We start from the raw sequence: 24,376 nt of genomic DNA, 5'->3' as shown, positions 1-24,376 counted from the left end.
CCATTCCAAACGAATTCGACGCCGTCGTCTAGTACAGCAGCGCGGTGAGGCGGGAGCGGGTGGGCGGCACCCGCGGGTCGTCTTGGCCGATGACCTCGAACATCTCCAGGATGCGCTCGCGGATCAGGTTGCGGCCGGCCGGCTCCTGCGCGGGAAAGAGGGCGAGCAGCCGATCGAAGGCATCCTCGATGTGACCGCCGGAGAGGTCGAGGTCGGCGACCGCGAGCTGCGTTAGCAGGTCGTCGGGCGCGGCCGCGGCGGCTGAGCGGATCTCGGCCATGGTCTTGCCGTGCAACCGGGCCAGGAGGCTCACCTGGGCCAGGCCGGCGACGGCCATCTGGTCCCGGGGGTCCCGCGCCAGCGCGGTCTTGTAGAGAGCGATCGCCGCGTCATAGTCTCCGCGGTCGATGGCGTCGTAGGCCTCTTGGTGCAGCGGCGGCAGCTCGGGTTCTCCGGAGGCCGGCGCCTCCGCTTCGGCGTCGCCGGAGGCCTCCGGGGCGGCGGCCATGGCGGTGACGCCGTGCTGCGCCGCGAGCTCGAAGACCCGGTGCAGAACCTCGCGCACCTGGCCCTCAGGCAGTGCGCCACTGAACAGCTGCACCGGCTGACCGCCGATCACGGCGGCCACGGTCGGGATCGATTGCGCCTGGAAGGCCTGGGTGAGCTGCGGGTTCGAGTCCACGTCGACCTTGGCCAGCACGAACTGGCCGGCGTATTCCAGGACGAGCTTTTCCAGGATCGGCGTGAGCTGCTTGCACGGCTCACACCATTCGGCCCAGAGGTCCACGATGACCGGAACACTCATCGAGAGTTCCAGTATTTCGCCGAAATTCGCATCCGTGCCCTCGAGCACGAGGCTGGGTACCGCGACCGGACCCGCCGCGGGTGTACCGGGCACGCCCGGCGCCGGCGGTGCGCCCGGCGCCGGCGGTGCGCCCGCGGCCGGCGCCGGTGGACGGTTCACCAGCGTAGACAGGTCGACGGCTCCGCGCAGGTTCATGCCGGACAGGGACGGGGGGACAACACTCATGGAAGCTCCGTTGATGAGATCAGACCCTGGGAGAAACCAAGGAAGACGATTTTTTCGTTCGAACCGGCGGCCGGAACATGGAACAGGAGCTGGTCGCCGTAGGTGCTGGTGATGCCCTTGGCCGTGGCGGTGATGCCGGAGAGGGCCTTGCTGGCACCCTCGGGGCTCACGGTCGCGCCGGCATCCACCGGTTTCACCGTCTCGGTCTCGGTCAGGCTCACGGCGACGATACTGCCGGAGTCGTTGGTCGCCAATGCCACGGTGCGCCCGGTGCCGGCGGCCGCACCGAATTCGATCGACGCCGTCGAGGGCAGGCCGGCCTGGCGTGAGGTCTTCAGTTCGGTGACCTGGGTGCGGAAGCTGTCGCCCTCCGCCTCGAACAGGGCGTAGGAGGGGCTGGCCTCCCCCAGCTGGAGCACGTCGGCGTAGGCCGCGGCGACCTGGTCGGGTGAGAGCAGGAGGAACGTGGAGTCGGGTGCAATGATCGGGGCGCCGATGGTCGCCGGGGCGACCTTGGGAACCGTGGCGGCCGCTTCAAGCTGAATCATGTATTCGACCAGGTAGTCGGCCCGCGGCGACTCCTGTCGCAGCACGAGGGCCGTCGGCGCGGCGGCAGTGTCAGCCTCGTCCTGGAGGACCGTCATGACGACGCGCGGCCAGGTGGAGGACTGCTGCGGCAGCGTGAGCCGGAGGGGTGACGTGGGCAGCGCCGGCAGCGCGGCGATGGCCGGGTCGGCCCCCCGGATCTTGTAGTTCGCCAGTCGCTTCTCCAGTGCCGGGCCGGTGAACCGGGTGGCGAGGATGTCGGCGTTGAGGTTCGCATCGGCATCCGCGGTCAGCGAGGCGATATCGGCCACGATGCGTTCGAGCTGCGGCACCGTCACGGCGGGCGGCGGCACGTCCTGGGCCGGGCCGGCGGTGTCGGTCGGAGTCGGCGTCCCGCTGGTGGCGGCGTCGGGAGCGGACGTGGCCGGCCAGAAATCGGCCGAGCAACCGCTGAGCACCAAACCGCTGACCAGGATCAGGGGCATGGCGACCATGGACCGAGCGATCGACTTACCGGATCCGTTGATCTGGCTCGGCTTGATGGCCTTCGGACGGGGCACGCGCGGGAGCCGGGGCATCCGTGGCCCGCGGGGCAGATTGCGGCGGGGGCCGCGGGAGCGGCGCAGGTGCAGGAGCGCCAGGAGGTAGATGATCAAGCCGATTAGGCCGACGGCCGCGCCGCCGACGATCAGCGGGCCTGCCCAGGGTGTGGAGTTGTCGGTGGGCCAGGACAGGCTGACATCTGTGGGCGCGGAGGCCGTGCCGTCGGAGGCCACGATCAGGGAGATGCCGTCGGGAACCTTGAGAGTGGTGGTCAGCGTGTTCTCAGCCGTGAACTCCTGCAGCCACAGGTCGGAGCCCTCCGGGTTGGTGACCGTCTCCGACTCAGCCGCGGAGTCCGGCGGCGCCGCAGAGCCGGACTCAGACTCGGCGGCCGATTCGGCCTCCGTAGCCGGATCGATGAGTGTGCTGCTGAGGGCGACCGTGTCCTTGTCCTTGCGGATGTCGACGTACGGTTCGTCTCCGAGCCACGCCTTGACGTCGTCGGTGCGCCCGTAGGCCAGGAAAACCGTGTCGGAACCGCTGACGGTGATCGTCTGGCTTCCCGGCACGGCGTTGAGAGCACTGGGCTCGACCACCGCGAAGCGGGCGTCCTCCACGGATGCGCTCAGGCTCACCGAGGCCGGATCGAGAAAAATGGTCCGCTGGGCGATGCCGAGCACAATCATTGCCGCAGCAAGGACGAATGCCACTATGGCAAGAACAAAACGCACGTCAACCCTCCTGTGTCGCCGGCCGCTCATCGCGCACACGGGCACGTTGGACCCGGATGCGGGCCCGATCAGCAACAGACAGGACGTCTTACGATACTGGTTGCCCCTGAGAGGCACCTAATAATCCCTCGGGTTGGGACGCGCCAGTGCCTACTGAACAGACTAAAATTGTGGAGGCTTCCTTCGTCAGTCCGTAAACGGGGGTCAGAGGCCCATTTTGAGGAGACAGCGTGGCGAACGACGAAGCAGACTTCACCCAGGTATTCCGCGGCTACGACCGCGACGAAGTCGACAAGACCATCCAGGGACTGCGCCGCGACCTGATTCAGGCGAATACCCAGGGCACCGAGGCGAAGAAGGAAATCAAACGTCTCACCACCCAGATCGACGATCTGAACGCGGAAATCGAAGAGGTCGGCAGCCCCACGTTCTCCGGCCTCGGCACCAAGCTCGAGAACACCCTGCGCGTGGCGGAAGAGCAGTCGACGAGGGTGATCGCCCAGGCGGACATCGACGCCGAACGGCTGCGCGCCTCCGCAGCAAGCGAAGTGCAGACCCTGCTCCGCGAGGGCAAGGAGCAGGCCGAACGGGCACTGTCGGATGCCGCGGTCAAGGCCGGCCGCATCCTCAATGATGCCGTCGCTGAAGCCGACGACTTACTCGCCCGGGCCCACGAGGACTCCACCACGCTCACCCAGGACGCCGTGCACGAAGCGGCGGCCATCCGCGGAGCGGTGGCCACCGAGGCCGCCGAGCTGCGCGCAACCGTGAAGCGGGAAGTCGCCGCGATCCGCTCGGAAGCGGAGCGCGAGGCCGCCGAGGTTCGCGTGGTGGCCCAGCGGGAGGCGACCGAGGCCCGCGAGGTCGCGGCCGGGCTCACGAGCGAGACCGAGTTGACCCGCTCCGAAGTCGCCCACGAACTCGACCAGCAACGCGCCGACCTGGCCCGGGAAACCGAACAGGCTCGCATCGACCTCGCCGCCGAGACGGAACAGCACCGCATAGACCTCGCCCGGGAAACCGAACAGGCTCGCATCGAACTCGCCCACGAGACCGAGCAGGCCCGCAACCTTCTCGCAATCGAGATCGAGCAGGCGAAAACCGACATCGAACGGGAGACGCTGCAGCAGCGCGCCGATTTGTCCGTTGAAAGCGAGCAGGCCCAGACCGACCTAGCCCGCGACCTCGAACGCCAGCGCGCCGACCTCAGCCGCGAGGTCGACAAGGCGCGCGTGGGCCTCGCGGCCGAGATCGAACAGTCACACGCCGACCTCGGTCGGGACAATGAGCAGACCCGCGCCGACTTCACCGCCGAAAGCGAGCAGCTGCGCATCGACCTGGAGAACCATCTAACGGCCACCCGCAAGCGGGGAGAGCACGAAACCGCCAAGCTCAAGCGCGAGATCGATCAGACCAGGGCCGACCTCGACGTCGAGCTGAAAGCCCGGCGGGACGAAGCGGAGCAGGGCCAGCTGCAGCGCCACCAGGAGGCGGTGGCCCAGACGCAGAAGTTCGTCGCGGATGCCACCAAGCAGCTTGCCGAGACCAACCGGCGCACGGTCGAACTGCGCGCATTGAACGACCAGCTGGACGCCTCCGCCCGCGACGAGGTCAGGGCATCGAAGAAGGTTGCCGAGGAGTCGGCGGAACGTCTGGTGCGGGACGCCGAGACGCGGGCCGCCGCGCTGGCGACCGATGCCGAACTGCGCACGCGCGTGCTTGTGGCCGACGCGGAGGAGCGTCTGTCCCAGATTAGGATTGAGCGTGACGCCGTGGCCGGCTACTTCGAGAGCCTGCGCGGTCTGCTCACACAGGCGGAAAAGGTCGCCGCCAGCGACGACGACGAGCGCTGACACCAGCCGAGGGGATATCAGTGAAGATCCAGAATGCTTTTCGCGTCGGACTGATCGGCACCCTGGGCGTCGGCGTCGGCCTGCTCATCATCACGTCGGTGATCACTCTGCAAACGATCATCACCTACATCGGTGCGGCACTGTTCCTCGCGCTCGGGCTCGACCCGGCCATCTCCTGGCTGGAGAAGAAGAGGTTTCCCCGCTGGGCAGCCATGCTCACGGTGCTTGTTGCCGTGATCGGGGTTCTGACCGGAGTGATCTTCGCCGTCGTGCCGATCATCGTCAACCAGGTCTCCAACCTCTCCAAGGCCATCCCGGACCTGGTCACGTCGATCAACACCTCCACCTTTCTCGCCGATGTACAGAGGCAGTTTCCGGCTCTCCCGCTGTCGAAAATCACAGAGTCGGTCACCGATTTCGTCGGCGGCAACATCACCAACATCACGAGCACGATCATCCAGTCCGGCCTCGCCATCGTCAGTGGACTTTTCGGCGCCCTGATCATCCTGATCCTCACGCTGTACTTCACGGCATCGCTGAACAGCATCAAGCAGGCCGTATACCAGCTGGTACCAGCCTCGAAGCGGGCTCGGTTCGCCGATCTCAGCGAGCAGATCACGACATCCGTCGGCCGATTCGTGATCGGCCAGGGAGCCCTGGCGCTCTGCAACGGCGTGCTCAGCTTCACCTTCCTGTCGATCATCGGCGCGCCGTTCCCGGCGCTGCTCGCGCTGATCGCGTTCCTGTTCTCGCTGATCCCCCTCGTGGGCACGATCTCCGGGTCGATCATCATCGTGCTGACCTGCCTGATCCCCGGAATCGGCAGCTCGACGTTCACAGCGTTGGTCGCCGCGATCTACTACCTGATCTACATGCAGGTAGAGGCCTACCTGCTCAGCCCCAACATCATGAACCGGGCCGTGTCCGTTCCTGGCGCCGTCGTTGTGGTCGCCGCTCTCGCGGGCGGCAGTCTGCTCGGCATCCTCGGCGCGCTGATCGCCATCCCCGTCGCCGCGGCAACCATCATGATCATCAAGCAGGTCGTGATCCCCCGACAGAACAAACTCTAGGCCGATCGGGTACTAGGCCGACGCAGTCCACTCCGTGGGCAGAGGCGCGGCGGCCGGGTTGACCACGGCGACGATCTCGTCGAGTACGCGGCGGGTGGCACTCTCCCCCACCCACAGGTGCTTCCCGCCCTCCACGGCGATGAGCCGGGTGTCCGGCACGCTCGCGAAGCGTTCCCGGGCCTCCTCGGGGCGGAGATAGTCGTCGAACTCGGGGATGACGGCCACCAGCCGCGCGTCCCGGCCGGTCCAGGCGGCCAGCTCGGCGTCAGAGGCACGGTGCAGTGGCGGAGACAAGAGGATGGCACCCCGGATCGGGTGCTCCAGGCCGTACTTGATTGCAAGCTCCGTGCCGAACGACCAGCCGAGCAGCCAGGGATCGGGCAGCCCGCGCTCGGCGACGAACGCCATCGCGGCGGCAACGTCGAGGCGCTCATCGACGCCGCCGCCGAAGCTGCCGCCACTCGTGCCGCGCGGCGAGGTCGTGCCGCGAGTGTTGAAGCGCAGCACCGCCAGGTCGGCCAAGGCCGGCAGCCGCCCGGCCGCCTTGCGCAGGATGTGCGAGTCCATGAAGCCGCCGTGGGTGGGCAGCGGATGCAGCGTCACCAGCGTCGCCACCGGTGCCCGGCTCACGGGCGTGGCCAGTTCGCCGACCAAGGTCAGGCCGTCCGCGGTGTGCAGCTCGATCTGCTCGCGCACGGCCGGTAGCTCGACGCCGCCGCGAATTTCCACACTCGAAGTCATGGTTTCTCCCCTGGTGCCGCTTGGGCGGTTATTTGATCTTCCAGCAGTGCGAGTGCCAGTGGCGCCTCGCGGCAAGGTCGGATGCCTCACCCATGACGCCGTCGCCGCGCCAGGCGACCACGTGCGCGGTGCCGGGCGCAACCTCGCGGTGGCAACCGGGGCACACGTACGATTTCACGGCTTGCGGCCCCGGTACGGGTTGCACCGTCCAGAGGCCGTCGCGGCGGGTTTCCGTGCGTCGCCAGCCGGCGCGCATCCGCTCAAGGCCGTCATCAGCGGCTCCCGGACCGGGCTTGCGGCCACGGGGTCGGTTGCTGCGGGCCATTGAGCCAGTCTACGTGCGAGCCTGGAAGAACAAGGAGCGCTAGTACCAGCCGACGTCGCCGGAGTGCGCCCAGGCGCCGCAGGGGGTGCCGTAGCGGCCCGAGATGTAGCCGAGGCCCCACTGGATCTGGGTCGCGGGGTTGGTCGCCCAGTCGTCGCCGGCGGTGGCCATCTTGGAGCCCGGCAGTGACTGCGGGATTCCGTAGGCACCGCTGGAGCTGTTCTCCGCATTGACGCGCCAGCCGGACTCCTTGTTCCAGAGCGACACGAGACAGTTGAACTGATCGTCGCCCCAGCCGCGGGCGGCCACCGCATCAGCGGCGATCGCCTGCGCCGAACCGGGGTCAGGAACGGCCGCCGACGGAGCCGAACTCGACGCGGACTTGGACGCGACGGGAGCGGCGACGGGAACGGGAACAGGCTTGGGTTTCTCGGTGACGGTGAAACTGTCACGCGTGAAGATGTTCGAGGCTGCCGCAGCGACCTGGATCTCCTGGGCTGCCTCACCGTTGAATCGGTCGCCAGCAACCTGGAAGTAGGGTGACGCCGTCGCGCCGGAATACGGGTCGACGATAGTGACGAGCACGAACGCCGCTGCGGCGGTGAAGGCGAAGAGGGGGACGCGCCCGCGCGAGCGGGACCTTCTCATTCTCACCTTGAAGGGCCTACCGGCGTGTTCGGATGCAATGATGTTCAGATGTCTACCCACGATTTGCCGATCCTATCGGAAATCCGACATAACAGCCAGATAACGGTGCCGATTGACCTCGACACGGCGCGCGGCGCAACTCAACGGACGGCCAGGATCACATCGACGACACTGTCCAGCACAACGTCGACCTGGGCTTCCCGGTAACCGCCGCGCTGGGGCCGGAACACGGCGCAGCGCACATCTTCCACCGTTATGGGGAGCCCGTCTTCGAAGTACCGGACGAGCTTGTGGGAGAACCGGTCGACATCCGCCCGGCTGTAGCCGACGCTGAGAACGCTCACCCGGTGGAAGCGGTGTCCGTCCTTCCGGCTGAGCCGGTTCACGAGCACCTGAGCGAGGTCATGCACCTCAGCGAGCCACGCCTCGGTGCCCTGCGCCTGCGCCGCACGGTCCCGGTCGCGCGTCGCGAAGGCGTCTTCGAGACGCTCGAGGGCCGCATCCACGTGCGCAGGCGAATATCCGCCCTTGTGCATGCTGAACGCGGTGTGACGGATGTCCTCGGCGGTCAACCCGACGCTGTCGTCGGTGGCGTCATACGCTTTTCGGGCGACAGCGAGGAACTCCTCCACCTGCGGAGCGCTGTAGCCGAGCGTCTTCTTGCCGGTCCGAGGGAAGGTGGAGGTCACCGGAACATTCTGCCTCACTGCCGCGCGCCTGACTAAACCGAGGCCGCTAAGCGAAAATCAGGTAGAGGGCGTACGCGGCTGCGGCCGACGGCAGGATCGAATCCAACCGGTCGAGGAGACCGCCGTGACCAGGCAGCCAGGAGCTCATGTCCTTGATGCCGAGGTCACGCTTGATCAGGGATTCGGCCAGGTCGCCGAAGGTCGCGGTGAACAAGATGACCACACCGAAGACGAGGCCGAACCACCAGGGCTGGTCGAGCATGAACACTGCCAGCAGCACGCCGATCCCGATACAGGCGACGCCGGCGCCAGCGAACCCTTCCCAGGTCTTCTTCGGGCTGATTGAGGGGACCATGCGGTGCTTGCCGAAGCTGAGGCCGGCGGCGTACGCCGCGGTGTCGGCTGAGATGACCAGCAGCAGGAAGGCGAGGGTCCACCACTGCCCGTCGGGCTGGGCGACCAGGAGCACAGAAAAGCTGCCGAGGAAGACGACGTAGGCCTGGATCAGGAAGCCACCACCGATGTCGCCGAGCACCTCCCGGGAGGGAGCGCGGTAGGCGCGCCGGACGAGAAAAGCCAGCCGCCACAGGGCGATCAATCCAATGCCGGCGAGCGTGCCCAGCCACTGGCCCGCCGCGCCGAGGTAGAACGCGGCAGGCACGACGCCCACGGATGCCAGGACGACCGGTACGCGCGGCACGTTACGTCCGGCGAGACGGAGAGCCTGAGCGAGCTCGAAGGCCGTGAAGCCCACGAACGCGATCGCGCAGACCATGAACAGGTCTTTGATGAAGATGAGGCTGAACAGCATGAACAAGCCAAGCGCGAGCCCGATCAGGGTTGCCAGGATCAGGTTGCGCCCGGTGCGCGCCTGGATACGTTCCTGAGTCGCATCCAGCTGCGCCCGGGTCGCCAGCATTTGACGTTCGAGATCGGCCTTCTTCGACTGCATCTGGGCCCTGAACTCGGCGCGACTGACACCATGCTCGCGCTTGGCGCGCAGCCCTTCGCGTTCTCCGGAATCGCCTGATTCGTCCGTCATGAGGCTGGATCGTCCTTAGATCTCGAGGAGTTCTGCTTCTTTGCGCTTGAGGGCGTCGTCGATGGCATCCACGTGGGTCTTGGTGATGTGTTCGAGTTCTTTCTCGCCGCGGGCCACGTCGTCGTCTCCCACTTCACTCTTGAGGGCGTCGAGGTCGTCCTTGGCCTTGCGGCGCAGGTTGCGCACCGACACCTTGGCATCTTCGGCCTTGGTGCGCACGATCTTGACGTATTCCTTGCGGCGGTCCGCGGTCAGCTCCGGCAGCGTGGCCCGGATGACGTTGCCGTCGTTTCCGAGGTTGGCGCCCAGGTTCGGAGTGTCGCGAATGGCCTGCTCAATGTCTCGCAGGGCGCCCTTGTCGTACGGCCCGATCAGGAGCGTGCGGGCCTCCTGGTTCTGCAGCGAGGCGAGCTGTTCCAGTGGCGTCGGTGTGCCGTAGTAGTTCACCAGGATCTTGGCGAACATCTGCGGGTTCGCACGACCGGTTCTCACGGTCGCGAAGTCGTCTTTGGCAGCTTCCACGGCCTTGTGCATGCGGGCGGTGGCGTCGGACAGAACATCCGTGATCACGATGACTCCTTCTTCGATGGCGTTGTCAAGCTTAGTTGGAGACAAGGGTTCCCAGATCGGCGCCGAGAATGGCAGCCGTCACGTTGCCGTGCGGGGCCATGCCGAACACCTGCATGGGCATTCCGTTGTCCATGCAGAGGCTGAAGGCCGTCGAGTCGACGACCTTGAGGCCGCGCTGCAGTGCCTCCTGGTAGGTGATGTGGTCGATCTTGTGCGCGTCCGGGTTGGTGCGCGGGTCGTCGGAGTAAATCCCGTCGACGCCGTTCTTGGCGACGAGCACGATGTCCGCATCGATTTCCAGGGCACGCTGGGCCGCAACCGTATCGGTGGAGAAATAGGGCAGCCCGGCGCCCGCGCCGAAGATGACCACGCGGCCCTTTTCGAGGTGGCGTTCCGCGCGACGAGGGATGTACGGCTCGGCAACCTGGGTCATCGCGATCGCGGACTGCACCCGTGTCTCGGATCCGGCCTGCTCGAGGAAGTCCTGGAGGGCAAGGGCGTTCATCACGGTGCCGAGCATGCCCATGTAGTCGGCACGGCCGCGGTCCATTCCACGCTGCGACAATTCGGCGCCGCGGAAGAAGTTGCCGCCGCCGACGACGATGGCGATTTCCACCGTCTTGGCCGCCTCGGCGATCTCGCGGGCGAGGGCGCTGATGACGTCGGGATTGACGCCCAGGCTGCCTGCCCCGAAGGCTTCGCCGGAAAGTTTGAGGAGGACCCTGCGCTTCTTGACCGTATCTGACATTCTGTGCGCTTCTTCCCTCGTGATGCTCTGTGCCGTGCTGTGCCGTGCAGTGTTGCCTTGGGTTGGGTTGGGTTGTGTTGTGTTGTGTTGCGCCGTGCCGTGTTCCGGCGGTGTTCTAAAACTACTGGGTGGGCTGGTGGGTGCCCACACACAGAAGGAGACCGGATTGCGACTGCAACCCGATCTCCTTCACTACGATCAAACGACCGGTTACGCGCCGACCTTGAATCGGGCGAAGCCCGAGACGGTCAGTCCGGCGTCAGCCAGGACCTTGCTGACGGACAGCTTGTTGTCCTTGGCATAATCCTGTTCGAGGAGTGCAACCTGCTTGAAGTACGCGGTGACGCGACCCTCGACAATCTTGGGCAGTGCAGCCTCCGGCTTGCCCTCGTTCTTCGAGATCTCGGTGACGATCCGGCGTTCGGCCTCAACGAGGTCGGAGGGAACGTCTTCGCGAGCGAGGTACTCGGGGTTCGCGAAGGAGATGTGCTGAGCCACGCTGCGCGCGGTCTCCGCGTCACCTCCGGAGTAACCCAGAACAACGCCGACCTGCGGGGGCAGGTCCTTGCTGGTCTTGTGCAGGTAGATCGCGAACTTCTCACCCGCGACGGATGCGACGCGGCGAAGTTCGAACTTCTCGCCAATGATCGCGGCCTCGCCGTCGATGAGCTGGCCGACGGTCTGACCGTCGACCGGAGCGGCCAGGCCTTCCTCGACCGTGGTGGCCGCGGCAGCGGCGACCGCGTCCAAGACCTTCTCGGCTAGTGCAACGAACTTATCGCCCTTGGCGACGAAGTCGGTCTCGCAGGCGAGTTCGATCAGGGTGGCGGTGTTGCCGATTTCCTTGGCAGCGACGAGTCCCTCGGAGGTGGAACGATCGGCGCGTTTGGCGTTACCCTTCGCACCCTTCATTCGAAGGATTTCGACGGCCTTTTCCATGTCGCCTTCGGCTTCAACGAGGGCGTTCTTGGTGTCGACCATGCCGGTACCGAGGCGCTCGCGCAGCGCTTTGACGTCTGCGAGGCTGATGCTTGCCATGCTTGGTCCTTACTTGGTTTCTTCGGCGGGAGCGTCGGCTGCAACAACGGCTGCGGCTTCGGCTTCTGCGGCTGGGGCTGCGGCGGCTTCCTCGTCGGCAACCGGCGCGGCCACGACGGCCTCTGCGGTCTCGTCGGAGACGGCGACGGCTTCGTCAGCTGCCGGGGCGTTCTCGGCAGGAGCGGCCAGGAGTTCGGCTTCCCACGCGGCGAGAGGCTCGATTTCAGCCTCCGGCTTGGCGTGGCGCTGGATGAGGCCCTCGGCCGCAGCGTCCGCGATGATGCGGGTCAGCAGGCCGACGGAACGAATGGCGTCGTCGTTGCCCGGGATCGGGTACTGGACGTCGTCCGGGTCGCAGTTGGTGTCGAGGATCGCGATGACGGGGATGCCGAGCTTGCGGGCTTCGTCAATGGCGAGGTGCTCCTTGTTGGTGTCCACAACCCACAGCGCCGACGGCGTCTTCGTGAGGTTGCGGATGCCGCCGAGGCTCTTGTGCAGCTTGACGAGCTCGCGCTTCTTGATGAGCATTTCCTTCTTCGTGAAACCGCTCTTGGCGGTGTCCTCGAAGTCGAGCTCTTCAAGCTCTTTCATGCGGGCCAGACGCTTGGAAACGGTCTGGAAGTTGGTGAGGAGGCCGCCGAGCCAGCGCTGGTTGACGTAGGGCTGGCCCACGCGGATGGCCTGTTCGGCGATCGATTCCTGCGCCTGCTTCTTCGTTCCGACGAAGAGGATGGTGCCGCCGTGGGCAACCGTCTCCTTGACGAAGTCGTAGGCCTTGTCGACAAACCCGAGCGACTGCTGCAGGTCGATGATGTAGATGCCGGAGCGCTCCGTGAAGATGAAGCGCTTCATCTTCGGGTTCCAACGGCGGGTCTGGTGCCCGAAGTGCACGCCGCTGTCGAGCAGCTGGCGGATGGTTACGACGGCCATGAGCCGTTCTCCTTGTCCGGCGCGCGCTGCGATGCAGACGAACGCCAATCGGTTTGTGTCGTGATCGGATGATCACCACTCCTGGTGCCCGGCACAGAACCGCCTCGCATCTGAAAGAAACGAGGACCGAGTGGGTCTGGAGGCCGAATGGGCACGCGTAGTCAGCACGCAAGCGCTGCTCCTCAAAGGTTAGCACCCACGGGGGTGCCCCGTGCGCGCGCCGGCACGTGCGGGCGTCCCTCCCCAGGCGGGGTGGTACGGGATCCGGTCACGGATACCGCCCTCGCCGGTTTAGGGCGGGACGGAGGCCGCACGGTGGTGGCATGAATGCCTTCCGTCTGCTCATCGCGGCCGCGCTGCTGCCGCTGTCCCGCCTGTCCATGGTGCGGAGCGACGCGGCGGGTGTGACATTACCCGGGGCGGCGTCGGTCACGGAGACGGCCACCTCCGGCACCTGGCACTGGCCGCTGGCTCCGCCGCATCCGTTGCTCCGGGGTTTCCTGGCGCCGGCCACCCAGTATGCGCCGGGCCATCGAGGTCTGGACCTGTCGGCCGAGGCCGGCCGGGAGGTGGTTGCACCGGCCGAGGGTATCGTCTCGTTCGCCGGGGTCGTGGTCGACCGCCCCGTACTCTCGATCGAACATGACGACGGCCTGGTATCCAGCATCGAGCCGGTGTCGGCCAGTGTCGCGGTCGGTGACCGGGTCGCGGCAGGGCAGCCCGTCGGCCAGGTTGCCGACGGCGGGCACTGCGCTGGGCAGTGCCTGCATCTTGGCGCCCGGTTGAACGGTGGCTATGTGTCACCACTGCTGTATCTGGTCGGAGTTCCTCGCGCGGTGCTGCTGCCGGCACTGCTCCTGAGAGGAGACAGCTGAGGGGCCGGCAGCCGCGAGGTAGTCGCGGAGCAGTCCCGGAACCCGTCGCCGGGGAGTCAGGCGCGCGGGTGCGCGGTGCGGTAGCTCTGTTTGAGGCGTTCGGCCGAGACATGAGTGTAGATCTGGGTGGTGCCGAGGCTGGAGTGGCCAAGCAGCTCCTGCACGGCCCGGAGGTCGGCTCCGCCGTCGAGCAGGTGGGTGGCCGCCGTGTGGCGGAGGGCGTGCGGGCCGGCCGGCCCGTTGCCGGGCACATCGGCGAGCAGAGTGGCGACCAGCCGGTAGACCGCCCGCACGCCGAGGCGCTGGCGGCGCGCACCAAGGAACAGCGCGCTCACCGGCGTCGCGGCGTTCTCGGCTGCGGTTTTCGCTGCGTGCGCGCGGTTCTCGGCAGCGGGCCCCACGGTCCCGGCGGGGGCTGCGGTCTCGGCGGGCGCTGCGGTCTCAACGAGCCGGGGGCGGCCCCGTTCGAGATAGGCGAGGATCGCGTGCTGGGCCGGCACGCCGAAGGGAACGACGCGTTCCTTGGAACCCTTGCCGGTGACCCGCACGGTGAGTCGGTGCAGATCGACGTCGGTGACGTCGAGGCCAACGAGCTCCGAGACCCGCAACCCCGACGCATAGAGCAGTTCCACTATCGCGAGGTCGCGCAGCGCCGCCGGGTCGGGACCGGCGGCACGAAGTTCCAGGTGGGTGAGTAGCTCCTGCATTTGGGTGTGGTTGATCACTCGGGGCAGTGGTCTGCCGGGTTTCGGCGAGCGCAGCCGCACGGCGGGGTCGGTTGCGCTGCCGCCGGTGCGTGCCAGCCAGGCCGTGAAGCTGCGGGCGGAGGCCGACCGCCGGGCAATGGTCGCCCGCGCCAGCCCCGACTGGGTTCCGACCCACAGCCAATCGCGGAGCAGATCGAGGCTCAGCGCCGCCGGGTCGATGACGCTGCGAGTTTCGGCGAAGGCGATCAGTCCCGCCAGGTCGGTGCGGTAGGCGCGCACGGTGTGCACGGAGAAGCCGCGCTCAACGGCCAGGTAGACCACGAAGTCGTCGACAGACGCATTGAGGAGGTGCACCGGCGCGGGAACCGGCGGTGGTATGCGAACGGACTCAGGCATAGTCACCTCGGTCAGACCTGCCGCGAGAAGGCCTCGGTGCGCTCGTCGGGCGTGAGCGCCTCCATCCGGTCGAGGAAGGCCGCGTCGAAGCCGGTCGCTGCCGGAAACTCGCCGAGAGCCACATGCGAGTGCACGATCTGGTCGTCGTAGACGTGCACGAGGTTGATCGATTGCCCACCCTGCAGACCGCTGAGCGCCCCCTGCGGCGCGGTCGGATCGATCGTGTAGCAGGTCGCTGCGGCGACCGACACCGGGATACCCGCGAAGAGTCCGGTCGTCGCGTAGTGCAGGTGTCCGCCCAGGATCGCCCGGATATCGCTGCCGGCCACCACCTCGGCCAGTCGGGGCTGCCCCCGCAGCTCGAGGATGGACATCAGCGGCAACATCGTGGGCACGGGCGGATGATGAAGCGCCAGCAGGGAGCCGTGCGGAGCAGGCTCGCTGAGCACCTCGGCCAGCCACGCCAACTGCGCGCCGGACAGGTCGCCGTGGTGATAGCCCGGAACACTCGTGTCCAGTGCGATGATGCGCACTCCCCCGATGTCGAATACCCGGTCGATCGGCGCCGAGGATCTCTTTTCCCGGAGCAGCTCGGTGCGGAAGGCCTCGCGCTTGTCGTGGTTCCCCATCACCCAGATGACGGGGGCGCCCATCCGTTCGGCCGCGGCCTCGACAATGTCACGCACCCGGCGGTACGCAGCGGCTTCACCGCGGTCGGCGATGTCACCGGTGAAGAGCAGCGCGTCGGGCCGGAGACCGGACCGCTCCAACTGTGCCATCGCCTGGTACACGGTGGTGTCGGTGTCGACCGCGCCGTAGAGCGCTCGACCTCCGCCGAGGAAGTGGGTGTCGCTGATATGCGCGATGAGGTGGGTGGCTGGAGGGTACTGGCCCAGTTGCACGGCTGACATGACTCACCTTTCGTGGGTGCCGCCCAGACTACGGCCTGCCCCCGACGTCGGCCTGTCGTCGCGCAAATTCACCCTTCGGTGGGATTCGCGCGAACCCACTATTGGGGGGGGCCCGCAGCCCCGTTCTGTGGGCTCATCCGGCCTAACGGCGCACACGAGACCGCCCTAGCTTTCAGCACGTGTCCTCACAGATGAGGACTGTCGAGACCCGAAATCGATAGAAGGGCATCACATGACCAAGAAGACCACACCCGAGGCAACCGCCGGCACCGCCAAGCAGCTGCGGGTGAGGAGCATCGCGCTCGTCGCGGCCGCGATGCTCCTGGTCGGCGGAGGCGGAGCGTACGCCTACTGGTCGACGACCGGCTCCGGCACCGGCGCGGCGGCCAACGCCAAGTCCAACGGCTCGCTGGTGCTGAGCGCCCACCTGGCCGACGGTCTGACCCCGGGCGCCTCCGTGCCGGTGACGTACTCCGCAAAAAATGCGGGCACGTCCAGCCTCAAGGTCGCAACCATCTCCCAGACCGGCAGCACTGACGCCCCAGGGTGTGTCTTCGCCGACAACTTTACGATCGCCCCGTCCGTCGTCTCCGACACGCGCGTGATGGGCATGCCCAGGAGCCAGACCGTCGTCGATGTGACCATCACGGGAGCCTCGACGCTCATGTTCCTTGACACCGCTGACGACCAGGACGCCTGCAAGGGCGCCACCGTCACGCTGACGCTCAAGTCCAACTAGCTCGATCACAGGTGGGCAGGCTCTCTCCGAGCCTGCCCACCTGTGCGATTTTCATTTTGGTACATCTGAGTCCCTGAACATTCATGCTCGTTCGACAGCTGTGAGAGGTTGACGTGACTTCCCTCCGTGCCCACCGTTCCGCATCCGGAAACACCCGCCTCTCATTCTTCGGCCTCACCGCCGCCGTGACCCTTGCCGTGTTGGTCGTGTCCGTAACCGGTGGCGCCTCCGCGTATTACACCGCCCCCGGGTTCGGCTCCGGCTCGGCAGCCCTCGGCACGCTGCTTCCGCCCACCGACGTGCTCGTTCCCGCGACGAGCGCCGGCACCGTGAGCCTGCGCTGGACGGCATCCGTCGGCACGCCCGCGCCGACCGGCTCCTGCGCCACCCGCACCAAGACCGGCACCGGCACGCCGACCCCGGCCTGCGGCACCAGCCCGACCATCATCGTGGCCACCGCGTTTTGCGACGACCTGCTCGTTCTGACCGGCGACTATACCTACACGGTCACCGCCGTCTACAACGGCTGGACCGCGGCGAGCGCCCCCAGTGGCAGCGTGACGATCTCGAATCCGACGAAAGTCGCGTTCCAGGCCCAACCGTCCGACGCGACCAGCGGCGCCGTCTTCACTGCCCAGCCCAGCGTCGCGATCCAGAATGCCGCCGGAGACACCGTGCCCACCAGTACCAGCCCGGTCACACTGGCAATCACCGGGTCGCCCGCCGACGCCAGGCTCACGTGCCCAACCAACCCGCTGGCGGCAGCATCCGGTGTCGCGGTCTTCACCGGCTGCGCCATCGACAGGGCCGGCACCTATACGCTCACCGCGGCCTCCGGTGCCCTGACCGCCGCCACGAGCACCGCCCTGACCGTTTCCGTGGGCTCCGCGAAGAAACTGTCCTTCACCCAACCTGCCGTTGACTTCTCCATCACCAGCCAGACCACGTTCGCCGCGCCCGTCCAACCGGTGGTCACCGTTCAGGACGCCGGCGGAAACACCATCACCGGCAGCACCGCAACAATCAGCCTCGGCCTCACCTCACCCGCCGGGGCCAGCCTGACCTGCGCCGCGAACGCCCGGGCTGCCGTCTCAGGCATCGCCGCCTTCGCCGGCTGCCAGATCGACAAGGCCGGCAGCTACACGCTCACCGCCAGCTCGGCCGGGCTCGCCGACGCCACGAGCAACGGCATCAACGTCACCGCCGGGCCCCCTAAGAGACTCGTCTTCACCGCACAGCCCGCCAATAGCAGTAGCGGCGGAACCCCGTTCTCAACCCAACCTGTCATTGCCGTGCAGGATGCGTTCGGAAACACCGTCACCACCAGCCTCAGCCTCACGACCCAGGCAGGCGCCGCGCTGTCCTGCACCTCAGGCAACCCGCTCGCGGCCGCGTCCGGTGTCGCGGCCTTCACCGGTTGCCGGATCGACAAACCCGGCAGCTACACACTCACGGCGGCCTCAGGGACCTGGACGGCCGAGTCCAGCAGCCTCACCATATCGGTCGGCTCCGTAGCGAAACTAGCCATCGCCTTCCCGACCAGCACCGCCATCAGTCAGAGTGCCTTCTCCACCCAACCGGTTGTCACGGTGCAGGATGCCGGTGGCAACACCGTCACGAACAGCACCGCAGCCGTGACAATGAGCCTCACCAACACACCCGTCGGGGCCACCCTGTCCGCGTGTGCTTCCGCCAGCACCGCCGGCGTCACGACCTTCACCGGTTGTCGGATCGACAAGGCCGGCGCCTACACACTGACGGCCGTCGTGGCAGGCCCCATCACGGCCACGAGCAACACCACCACGATCTCGGCCGGGGCCGCGTCAAAACTCGCTTTCACCGGAACATTCCCTCAGAAGAGCCATAAGAGGAACGACTTCTTCGTGCCTCAGCCGGAAATCACGATCCAGGATGCCTTCGGCAACACAGCGAACGCCGCTGTAAGCGTCACGCTCTCTGCGAGTCCACCGTCCAACAGATCCGGCACGCCGTCGTGCGCGGCGACAACCAGGACTTCTCTCAACGGTGTTGCTACGTTCAGTGGCTGCCAGGTCAGTTACCAAGGCAATCAAGCGGGCCTGTACACGTTCACGGCGGAAGCTTCGGGGCTTGTGAGCGCCTCCGTCATCGTCACGATAGTCCAGTGATCAGGAGTCTTCCAGTGATCATGGATGACAACGACGGGGCCACGGTCGACGTGCTCGTACGCCGAAAGGACGGGGACGACCAGGGGGGTGGTCGGGTGAACGGCGAACCGTTACCGGCCGCGCACCCAGCCGGTCTCCTTCTCCCGAACCACCCCCTCCAGGTCGAGGGCGCCGAGGGACCCCTGCACCGTTGACATCGACAGTCCGGCCCGACGGGCGATGTCGGTCACGCTGCGCGCCGCCCGCGTGCTCAGAGCGTCGAACACGCGCACCTGCTCGCTCGTGCGGCCGCCGAACCCGGCCGTGTCTCCATCGGCGGGCGGCAGGTCGAGGGTGAGGCCCAGCATCCGTTCGCCCACCAGTTCGGCCATTTCCGCGGCTGTGCTGACGCAAACGGCGTCATACTCGCGGATCAGCCGATGGCAGCCGGCCGACGTCGGCGAGGTCACCGGGCCCGGAACGGCCCCGAGCGGCCGGCCGAGAGCGGCGGCATGCCCGGCAGTGTTGAGCGAACCCGAGCGCCAGCCGGCCTCGAGCACGACCGTGGCCGCGCTGGCAGCGGCGATCAACCGGTTGCGTTGCAGGAACCTCCATTTGGTGGGCGCGGCCCCGCACGGCAGTTCGGAAATGATCGCCCCCATCGTGGCGATACGGCTCAGCAGGGCGTCGTGGCCGCTCGGGTAGTAGCGGTCCACTCCCCCGGCGAGGAACGCGACGGTCAGCCCCGAGCTGGCCAGTGCCGCCCGGTGCGCCATGCCGTCAATGCCGTACGAACTCTGTCCCGTATAACAGTGTTGTGAGCGCAACAAACCGCGAGAACAGGCAGCGGTCGAAACCATGGTTGGCCAGTCCTGAAAGTGTGCCGTTCAGCTCAGATCGCGCTAACCACACGCGGACGGCAAACACCCGCCCAAGTTTTGATTTCGGCTTGGCGCTAGCGGCAAAGCATCGTCAGTTGAAACGGACATCGGGGACTTGGCTGAAAATCCATGGCATGGACACGGTTGGTGTCGGTTCTTTTAGCGCCCCAAAGCCGGGCACCCACTTCGCGTATGCGTGATGCCAGTCGTACCGGTGTTCGTGAGCCAGGACCAGCGCCCGAGCGCGTTCCTACTCCTGCCACTCCAATCCAGATTGACTGCAATTCAAGGACCACGGATCACCGACAGGGCCAGCTCTAAGCGCACGACGAGAATGGTCGGCATCGGTCCGTCCAAGGGCAGTGCCGGCGACGGCGGGAGACGCCGCAGAAGGCAGCCCTGCGGGTAGTTCAGTCGAATGGTCGACCCCAGCATCTAGCCTGGTTGTACGTCAGCTAAGTACGAGAGCGTTGCATCGAGAAGATCTGCAATGTCCTGCCCGCCCGCACAAGCAAAATCAATGTCCGCAATTGCCTGGAACCGCATGGCGCCATCGCCAAAGAAAGCGGGACTTGTCCGCTGCCTGTTGTTCCTCTTGCCATCTGGAAGATGAGCCCCGGCGAAGCCGTGACGCATGACTTGCTCCCAGTCGCCCCTTGCAACGGGACGTGAACTGTTCTCCCGATTGAGCAGTTTGGCGAGCCTGGGATCAGAGGCTTCTAGATGAAGCTTGAGCGCCGCCGCATCAATGCGGTCATCCATGCTGCACGACAAGTCGTAAGCCGCCCGACGAACTTCCTCATTTTCAGCCTCACCGGGACGGTGACCGAAGTCCACTCCAAACCTCAGTTCGCCCCCCTGTTTCTTTTCCCGCCAACGCACCTCGGCTATGAAAGATCGGTCTTCAGTCTCACCTCTTATGGGAGTCCAGGCCTGGACTAGAGGCAATCCACCCCCGCTTGTAACACCGGAACGAGTAGTCCGGCCCCGATCTCTAAGTTCGATTTCGATGCGACGGCTAACCGCCTTCGCCAGCGACTTCTTCGTGAGAACATTCAGAGGCTTGCCCCCTTCGTCCTCCAGCGGCGCGAACACCGCGGAGAGCTGCGTATCCCATTCCCTTAGTACGAGGACGGCTTCACGGGAGAGCACCCGCGAGACCTGGTCGTCTACATCGACCCAAGCCTCAAAGACCTCCGCCAAGCTGAGGAACCTCCAGCGGCTTGTCGAGTCCGCTTCCAAACGACGCCTGTCGATACTGAGTGCCGCAAGAAATAGCCCGGTCTTGTCAGAGAGAAGTTCATAACGTCCCTGCTGTTCCGCGTCCATAACATGACCCGCCTTCACCTCAACAGCAGCACGTCGATCATCGGCCACCAACAGAAGATCCGCATTTGCTTCAAGGGATTCCCGTTCGACTATTTTAGGAACGAAGCCAACCAAGTCAGCCCAAGGAGCACTGTCACGGTCGCTAAGAAACTGCAACAAATCCGAGATATTTGTCTCTTGGGCAAGTAGCCTGCCGAAGCCACGGCTCCTGACCCAAGGCGAAAACGTCGTCATTGGGCGAGTATGACAGGTGCCACCGAACCGCGCCTGCACTGGGAAGCGTCCACTCCTCCAGCGGTGAAGGCCGGATTTATCTTGACTGCAGATCGGTCCGGCTCGCAAGGATTATCAAATCCTGGGCCGTTGGCTGTGCTCAACGGGGCCGGATGGACGCGAACAGTGTCCTCGGGCGTGCGGGCACGCACTGACGCGTACCAACTTGTGGGGGGCTCATCGACCGGAATCCTAAACAGGCCTGAATGTTGCGGGGATGGCATCCTGATTCATCGCGTAGATCGTCGCACCCGCGTTGATGGAGGACAGCCACAATTGATCGCTTTATCTCAGTCTCAAGTCCGGCGTATCACTCGGCAGGAGATCGGAGAGAGGCACCTGAAGCACCTGGGTGATTGCGAGCAAGGTCCGAATTGTTGGGTTCGCGGGCCGTCCCGGGGCGGACTCGCCCTTCTCGTACTTCTGATACGTCTACCGGGTGAGACCTGAGCGATACGCGACATCCTCCTGGCTCAATTCCGCAGCCAAACGCTGCCGTCGAAGGTTTGTCGCCAATGCCGTCACGTAGGTCCGCCAAGCGTCATCCTCTGCTTCGGTCCGCTTCGCCACTGCACAAGGTTCGCTGTCATGTTCAATCGATATGGCCTAATCCATGTAGCATAATTTAAGAGGCCATACGAAACAATCTGTTCAGTCGAATTGGGCACCCCGCTTCAATCGTCTTGCACGTGTGCTGCCGCAACCCGATGCCAGCGGTCGACCGTCGGGACGCGGCATTCGCGCATGTCGGCATGATTGTTGAGGTTTTGGTGGTCTCGGACACGCGACCGATCTGGTGGCGAGCTGTCGAAGCTCCGCCGCCTGACACGTGGGTGGACACATTTGAAGACTTCACGGGTCAAGATACGGCAGACTAATGGGGGCTTGGTGCGGCGATCTATATCGCGCAGACTCGTCGACGCACCGGATCCGGTCCCACGTTTTCTGAGTTGTTCAAAGAGATTCTGATCGACACCAATGGGGTTCCCTCGGAGCTTCCGGAAGGCATCGAGTCTCTGCAGCGCAGGAAACTTATGAGTGACTTCCAAATTTACGTCGCGATCGACTGGAAGAGGCGCGGATGGGTGAGCTGGAATCCCAACGTGCCTCGGAGCTTACGGGTCGGGCGCGCGTTCCGAGTTCTCTCCCGCGAACACAAGACGTCGCTCGTTACCCAGTGGGACTCCGGGAGCTGTATGGCGGGGAACGGCAGTGGTCCCGATCCCGTTCGCCCCTTATTCAGGCACCGCGAACACGATGACGGGAACTAGACCCGCTGACTCGCTCCGTTACGGGCTTCAGGGACGTACTTGAAGTGGCCGAGCCCTCAGGTTGGCGGTGGTACCTCACGGCGGCAGCGGACAGATGGCCGGGGGAGAAAAGAGGGTAAGAATGCGTGATGCAATCTGGCGCAATGAGTGGCCTGTGTATCGAGTGAATCTCGTCGACGAGACAGCTCGATGCCTGGCAGATCTGCAGTCTGCTGCGACTGGCGGGCAGCGGCCGAGCTGGGAAGAACTCACGAACATGCAGCAAAGCAACTTGGCGGACAACGTCGCTGGTATTTTCCTCGCTCAAGATCAGGCGTTGGCAAACCTAATTGAGCGAGGTCTGATCGTCTGAATCGTGAGGCATGCCCTATTTGGGAGCCATCAGCGTGGCGGGTGTCTGGGCGATGCTCACTAGGAAGTTGATTGCGCTACAACCTTTCGATCCAGCGTGCGACATGAGTCGGAATAGGAGGCACACATAACTATGTTTCCTTATCTAAGCATTGGCATACTTAGTTTATGGAAAAGTTACCGTGGGCGTCGATCGGTTACGAAGAACGACCCTGGCACAGCGTCCAGCACGAGTCCGGCGCACAGCGTCTGGCATCAGGCCCCTACATGGCGTCGGTGCCCGCGTTCATCGCTGATCTCCAGATACCGCTCGACAGCGAGCTGCACGCGCTGACAGAAGAGGCGGCCAGCGAGCTGGCCCGATTCGATGCAGAGGTGGGGCAAATCGCCGCACCATTCGCATCCATCCTGCTTCGCGCCGAGAGCGCTGCCAGCTCAGAGATCGAAGACCTGACTAGCGACGCACGGGAGATTGCCCTGGCGGAACTCGGCGTGCACGCCTCGGAGGACGCGCAGCTCATCGTCGGCAACGTCCGAGCCATGCAAGTGGCACTTGCCCTGTCTGAGTCGATCGACGGCACCTCCATCCTGGAGATGCACCGCACACTCCTCGAGCACAGCAATCCGGACATCGTCGGTCACTGGCGTGACCAGCAGGTTTGGATCGGAGTCAGTAGCCTCGGGCCGCACACCGCACAGTTCGTCCCGCCACATCAGGACCGGGTCCCCGCGCTCATGGACGACCTCGTGGCCTTCGCCAATCGTCTCGACCTTCCCGTACTCGCTCAGGCTGCGATCACTCACGCCCAATTCGAGACAATCCACCCGTTCCCCGACGGCAACGGGCGGACTGGTCGCGCACTCATCCAGGCGATGCTGCGCGGGGGCCAGCTCACTCGAAACGTGGCTGTTCCCGTCTCCGCGGGGCTACTCCACGACACTGGTCGATATTTCGATGCCCTGAGCGCGTACCGGGCCGGGGATGTCGCCCCCATAATCCGCTCCATTGCCTACGCATCGTTCGCAGCGGTGCAGAACGGTCGCATCCTCGCGGCGGACCTGGAACGCGTGCAGGCGGAATGGCGCGGGCGCATCCGCGCGCGCCAGGACTCATCGGCCCACCGGCTCGTGGGTATTTTGCTGCGCCAACCGGTGATCGGCGCAGCGGCGGCCGCGGCCCAGCTGGGCGTCTCGACCGTCAACGCTCAGGTCGCCATCGACCGTCTCGTGGACGCCGGCGTTCTGACTCAGATCACGGACGGTCGACGGAACCGGATTTGGCTCGCGAAGGACGTCGTCCGGGTCCTCGACGAGTTCGCCGCCCGAGCGAAGCGGCGCCGATAGCTGCCGGCCCTTGCGAGGTGCTGGAAAAGAAAAAGCCCCGCCACCTCGTGAGAGGAAGCGGGGCTTGGGTTGGTCGGTGAGGGTGGGCGTGGTCAGCGATTCCGGGAGGTGTGCGTCAGGTGGTTCCGATCTGTAGGTGGGCGGCAAACTCTTTCGCGTGGTGATCTGCTGTCACACTCACCCCCGGCGCGGCTTTGCCGTGCCGTGCCCTCCGGGGCCCGGGGCCGCAGGCGCCGGCTATCAACGCCGGCTCAGGGTCCTAGTCGTGGGGAGGGGATAGGGGTTGGTGCTGCGATCGCAGATGTCCGTCATGCCCGTGCGGTAACCCTTGATCCAGGCTTTGTGCGCGGCGGCCTGCGTCAGATCGTGGATGTAGGGGAGAAGCTCGGGTTCGAGGGCGTCGAGCTGCGAGGCCGTGAGAACGATCCCGGCGCGCTGGATGATGGTGGCGACGTCGAACGTGATCGTGTCGACGTCTTGGCTGCTGAATCTGGAACCCAAGGTCGTCCTCTTTCACTGTGATGATCGGCTGTCACGTTCGCCCCCGGCGCGCCTGTGGCGCGCATTGTGACCTCCGGGCCTGGGGTCGCAGACCCCGCCTATCAACGACAGCTCAGCTCGGCCGTTGCACGTCGTGGGCTTCTACTTTCCACCTGCCGTCCAAGCCGG

The 24,376-nt window shown here is 65.6% G+C and carries 22 protein-coding genes and 1 pseudogene; 7 read left to right on the top strand and 16 right to left on the bottom strand.

Translation table 11 applies throughout. The annotated features are described in order from the left end of the window. Positions 1 to 28: 28 nt before the first annotated feature. Both E3O47_RS07730 and E3O47_RS15960 read right to left on the bottom strand, forming a co-directional pair. Entirely contained in the window at positions 29 to 1,030 is a 1,002-nt protein-coding gene (locus E3O47_RS07730; protein ID WP_104103201.1) for a tetratricopeptide repeat protein, read from the bottom strand. Continuing rightward, a complete protein-coding gene (locus E3O47_RS15960; RefSeq protein ID WP_174722139.1) occupies positions 1,027 to 2,829 on the bottom strand; it encodes a hypothetical protein in 1,803 nt (600 codons plus the stop codon). The genes E3O47_RS07730 and E3O47_RS15960 overlap by 4 nt, the downstream gene beginning before the upstream one ends. A gap of 251 nt (positions 2,830 to 3,080) precedes the next feature. Between E3O47_RS15960 and E3O47_RS07720 the strand changes: the two genes are divergently transcribed. Both E3O47_RS07720 and E3O47_RS07715 read left to right on the top strand, forming a co-directional pair. Then, the gene (locus E3O47_RS07720; RefSeq protein WP_134420095.1) at positions 3,081 to 4,703 is read left to right on the top strand and encodes a hypothetical protein; all 1,623 of its coding nucleotides are present in this window, start codon (positions 3,081 to 3,083) and stop codon (positions 4,701 to 4,703) included. 20 nt (positions 4,704 to 4,723) lie between these two features. Continuing rightward, positions 4,724 to 5,773 (top strand): AI-2E family transporter, encoded by a 1,050-nt coding sequence (locus E3O47_RS07715; RefSeq protein WP_104103192.1) that lies wholly within the window; start codon positions 4,724 to 4,726, stop codon positions 5,771 to 5,773. A gap of 12 nt (positions 5,774 to 5,785) precedes the next feature. On the opposite strand, the gene E3O47_RS07710 is transcribed toward E3O47_RS07715, so the two are convergent. The 9 genes from E3O47_RS07710 to rpsB form a co-directional block, all read right to left on the bottom strand. Further along, entirely contained in the window at positions 5,786 to 6,514 is a 729-nt protein-coding gene (locus E3O47_RS07710) for an alpha/beta hydrolase (RefSeq protein ID WP_104103189.1), read from the bottom strand. Between the two features lie 28 nt (positions 6,515 to 6,542). Further along, on the bottom strand, positions 6,543 to 6,839 hold the full coding sequence (locus tag E3O47_RS07705) for a hypothetical protein (RefSeq protein ID WP_104103184.1): 297 nt from the start codon (positions 6,837 to 6,839) through the stop codon (positions 6,543 to 6,545). A 39-nt stretch (positions 6,840 to 6,878) separates the two neighbouring features. After that, positions 6,879 to 7,487, bottom strand: coding sequence for a lytic transglycosylase domain-containing protein (locus E3O47_RS07700; RefSeq protein WP_104103181.1), 609 nt, complete (start codon positions 7,485 to 7,487; stop codon positions 6,879 to 6,881). Between the two features lie 140 nt (positions 7,488 to 7,627). Further along, entirely contained in the window at positions 7,628 to 8,176 is a 549-nt protein-coding gene (locus E3O47_RS07695; protein ID WP_104103179.1) for a DivIVA domain-containing protein, read from the bottom strand. A 46-nt stretch (positions 8,177 to 8,222) separates the two neighbouring features. Continuing rightward, positions 8,223 to 9,218, bottom strand: a complete 996-nt coding sequence (locus E3O47_RS07690) for a phosphatidate cytidylyltransferase (protein ID WP_241973147.1) — start codon at positions 9,216 to 9,218, stop codon at positions 8,223 to 8,225. Between the two features lie 15 nt (positions 9,219 to 9,233). After that, positions 9,234 to 9,788 carry a ribosome recycling factor gene (frr, locus tag E3O47_RS07685; RefSeq protein WP_104103176.1) on the bottom strand — a complete coding sequence of 185 codons (555 nt, stop codon included), beginning with the start codon at positions 9,786 to 9,788 and terminating at the stop codon, positions 9,234 to 9,236. A gap of 31 nt (positions 9,789 to 9,819) precedes the next feature. Further along, positions 9,820 to 10,536: a UMP kinase gene (gene pyrH, locus E3O47_RS07680; protein WP_104103173.1), complete on the bottom strand. Its 717-nt coding sequence runs from the start codon at positions 10,534 to 10,536 to the stop codon at positions 9,820 to 9,822. A 210-nt stretch (positions 10,537 to 10,746) separates the two neighbouring features. After that, on the bottom strand, positions 10,747 to 11,574 hold the full coding sequence (gene tsf, locus E3O47_RS07675; protein WP_134343040.1) for a translation elongation factor Ts: 828 nt from the start codon (positions 11,572 to 11,574) through the stop codon (positions 10,747 to 10,749). 9 nt (positions 11,575 to 11,583) lie between these two features. After that, positions 11,584 to 12,504, bottom strand: a complete 921-nt coding sequence (rpsB, locus tag E3O47_RS07670) for a 30S ribosomal protein S2 (RefSeq protein ID WP_104103167.1) — start codon at positions 12,502 to 12,504, stop codon at positions 11,584 to 11,586. Between the two features lie 323 nt (positions 12,505 to 12,827). Between rpsB and E3O47_RS07665 the strand changes: the two genes are divergently transcribed. Next, a complete protein-coding gene (locus tag E3O47_RS07665; RefSeq protein ID WP_134420093.1) occupies positions 12,828 to 13,379 on the top strand; it encodes a M23 family metallopeptidase in 552 nt (183 codons plus the stop codon). Positions 13,380 to 13,435: 56 nt separating this feature from the next. Here E3O47_RS07665 and E3O47_RS07660 read toward each other — a convergent pair whose 3' ends face one another. Together E3O47_RS07660 and E3O47_RS07655 are read right to left on the bottom strand one after the other, a co-directional pair. Next, positions 13,436 to 14,482: a tyrosine-type recombinase/integrase gene (locus E3O47_RS07660; protein WP_134343037.1), complete on the bottom strand. Its 1,047-nt coding sequence runs from the start codon at positions 14,480 to 14,482 to the stop codon at positions 13,436 to 13,438. An 11-nt stretch (positions 14,483 to 14,493) separates the two neighbouring features. Continuing rightward, complete coding sequence (locus E3O47_RS07655) at positions 14,494 to 15,393, bottom strand: phosphodiesterase (protein WP_134420091.1); 900 nt, start codon at positions 15,391 to 15,393, stop codon at positions 14,494 to 14,496. Positions 15,394 to 15,625: 232 nt separating this feature from the next. Here E3O47_RS07655 and E3O47_RS07650 point away from each other — a divergent pair, with 232 nt between their 5' ends. Next, positions 15,626 to 16,132, top strand: a complete 507-nt coding sequence (locus tag E3O47_RS07650; RefSeq protein WP_104103155.1) for a hypothetical protein — start codon at positions 15,626 to 15,628, stop codon at positions 16,130 to 16,132. A gap of 113 nt (positions 16,133 to 16,245) precedes the next feature. Then, entirely contained in the window at positions 16,246 to 18,279 is a 2,034-nt protein-coding gene (locus E3O47_RS15955; protein WP_166785351.1) for a hypothetical protein, read from the top strand. A 110-nt stretch (positions 18,280 to 18,389) separates the two neighbouring features. Here the strand turns inward: E3O47_RS15955 and E3O47_RS07640 are convergent. Beyond that, positions 18,390 to 19,052 (bottom strand): annotated as a pseudogene (locus E3O47_RS07640) (DNA-processing protein DprA); the annotation flags it as partial. Positions 19,053 to 19,574: 522 nt separating this feature from the next. Next, positions 19,575 to 20,702: a hypothetical protein gene (locus E3O47_RS07635; protein WP_134420087.1), complete on the bottom strand. Its 1,128-nt coding sequence runs from the start codon at positions 20,700 to 20,702 to the stop codon at positions 19,575 to 19,577. Positions 20,703 to 22,133: 1,431 nt separating this feature from the next. Here E3O47_RS07635 and E3O47_RS07625 point away from each other — a divergent pair. Both E3O47_RS07625 and E3O47_RS07620 read left to right on the top strand, forming a co-directional pair. Then, a complete protein-coding gene (locus E3O47_RS07625; protein WP_134420085.1) occupies positions 22,134 to 22,364 on the top strand; it encodes a hypothetical protein in 231 nt (76 codons plus the stop codon). Positions 22,365 to 22,531: 167 nt separating this feature from the next. Next, positions 22,532 to 23,707, top strand: a complete 1,176-nt coding sequence (locus tag E3O47_RS07620; protein ID WP_134420083.1) for a Fic family protein — start codon at positions 22,532 to 22,534, stop codon at positions 23,705 to 23,707. Positions 23,708 to 23,947: 240 nt separating this feature from the next. Here the strand turns inward: E3O47_RS07620 and E3O47_RS07615 are convergent, their stop codons facing one another. After that, a complete protein-coding gene (locus tag E3O47_RS07615; RefSeq protein ID WP_134420081.1) occupies positions 23,948 to 24,208 on the bottom strand; it encodes a hypothetical protein in 261 nt (86 codons plus the stop codon). Between the last annotated feature and the right edge of the window lie 168 nt (positions 24,209 to 24,376).

The sequence above is a fragment of the Cryobacterium sp. TMT2-17-1 genome (genome assembly GCF_004402765.1).
Lineage (GTDB): Bacteria > Actinomycetota > Actinomycetes > Actinomycetales > Microbacteriaceae > Cryobacterium > Cryobacterium sandaracinum.
Note: the sequence above shows the minus strand (reverse complement) of the source record. Positions and strands in the feature narration are given on the sequence as shown.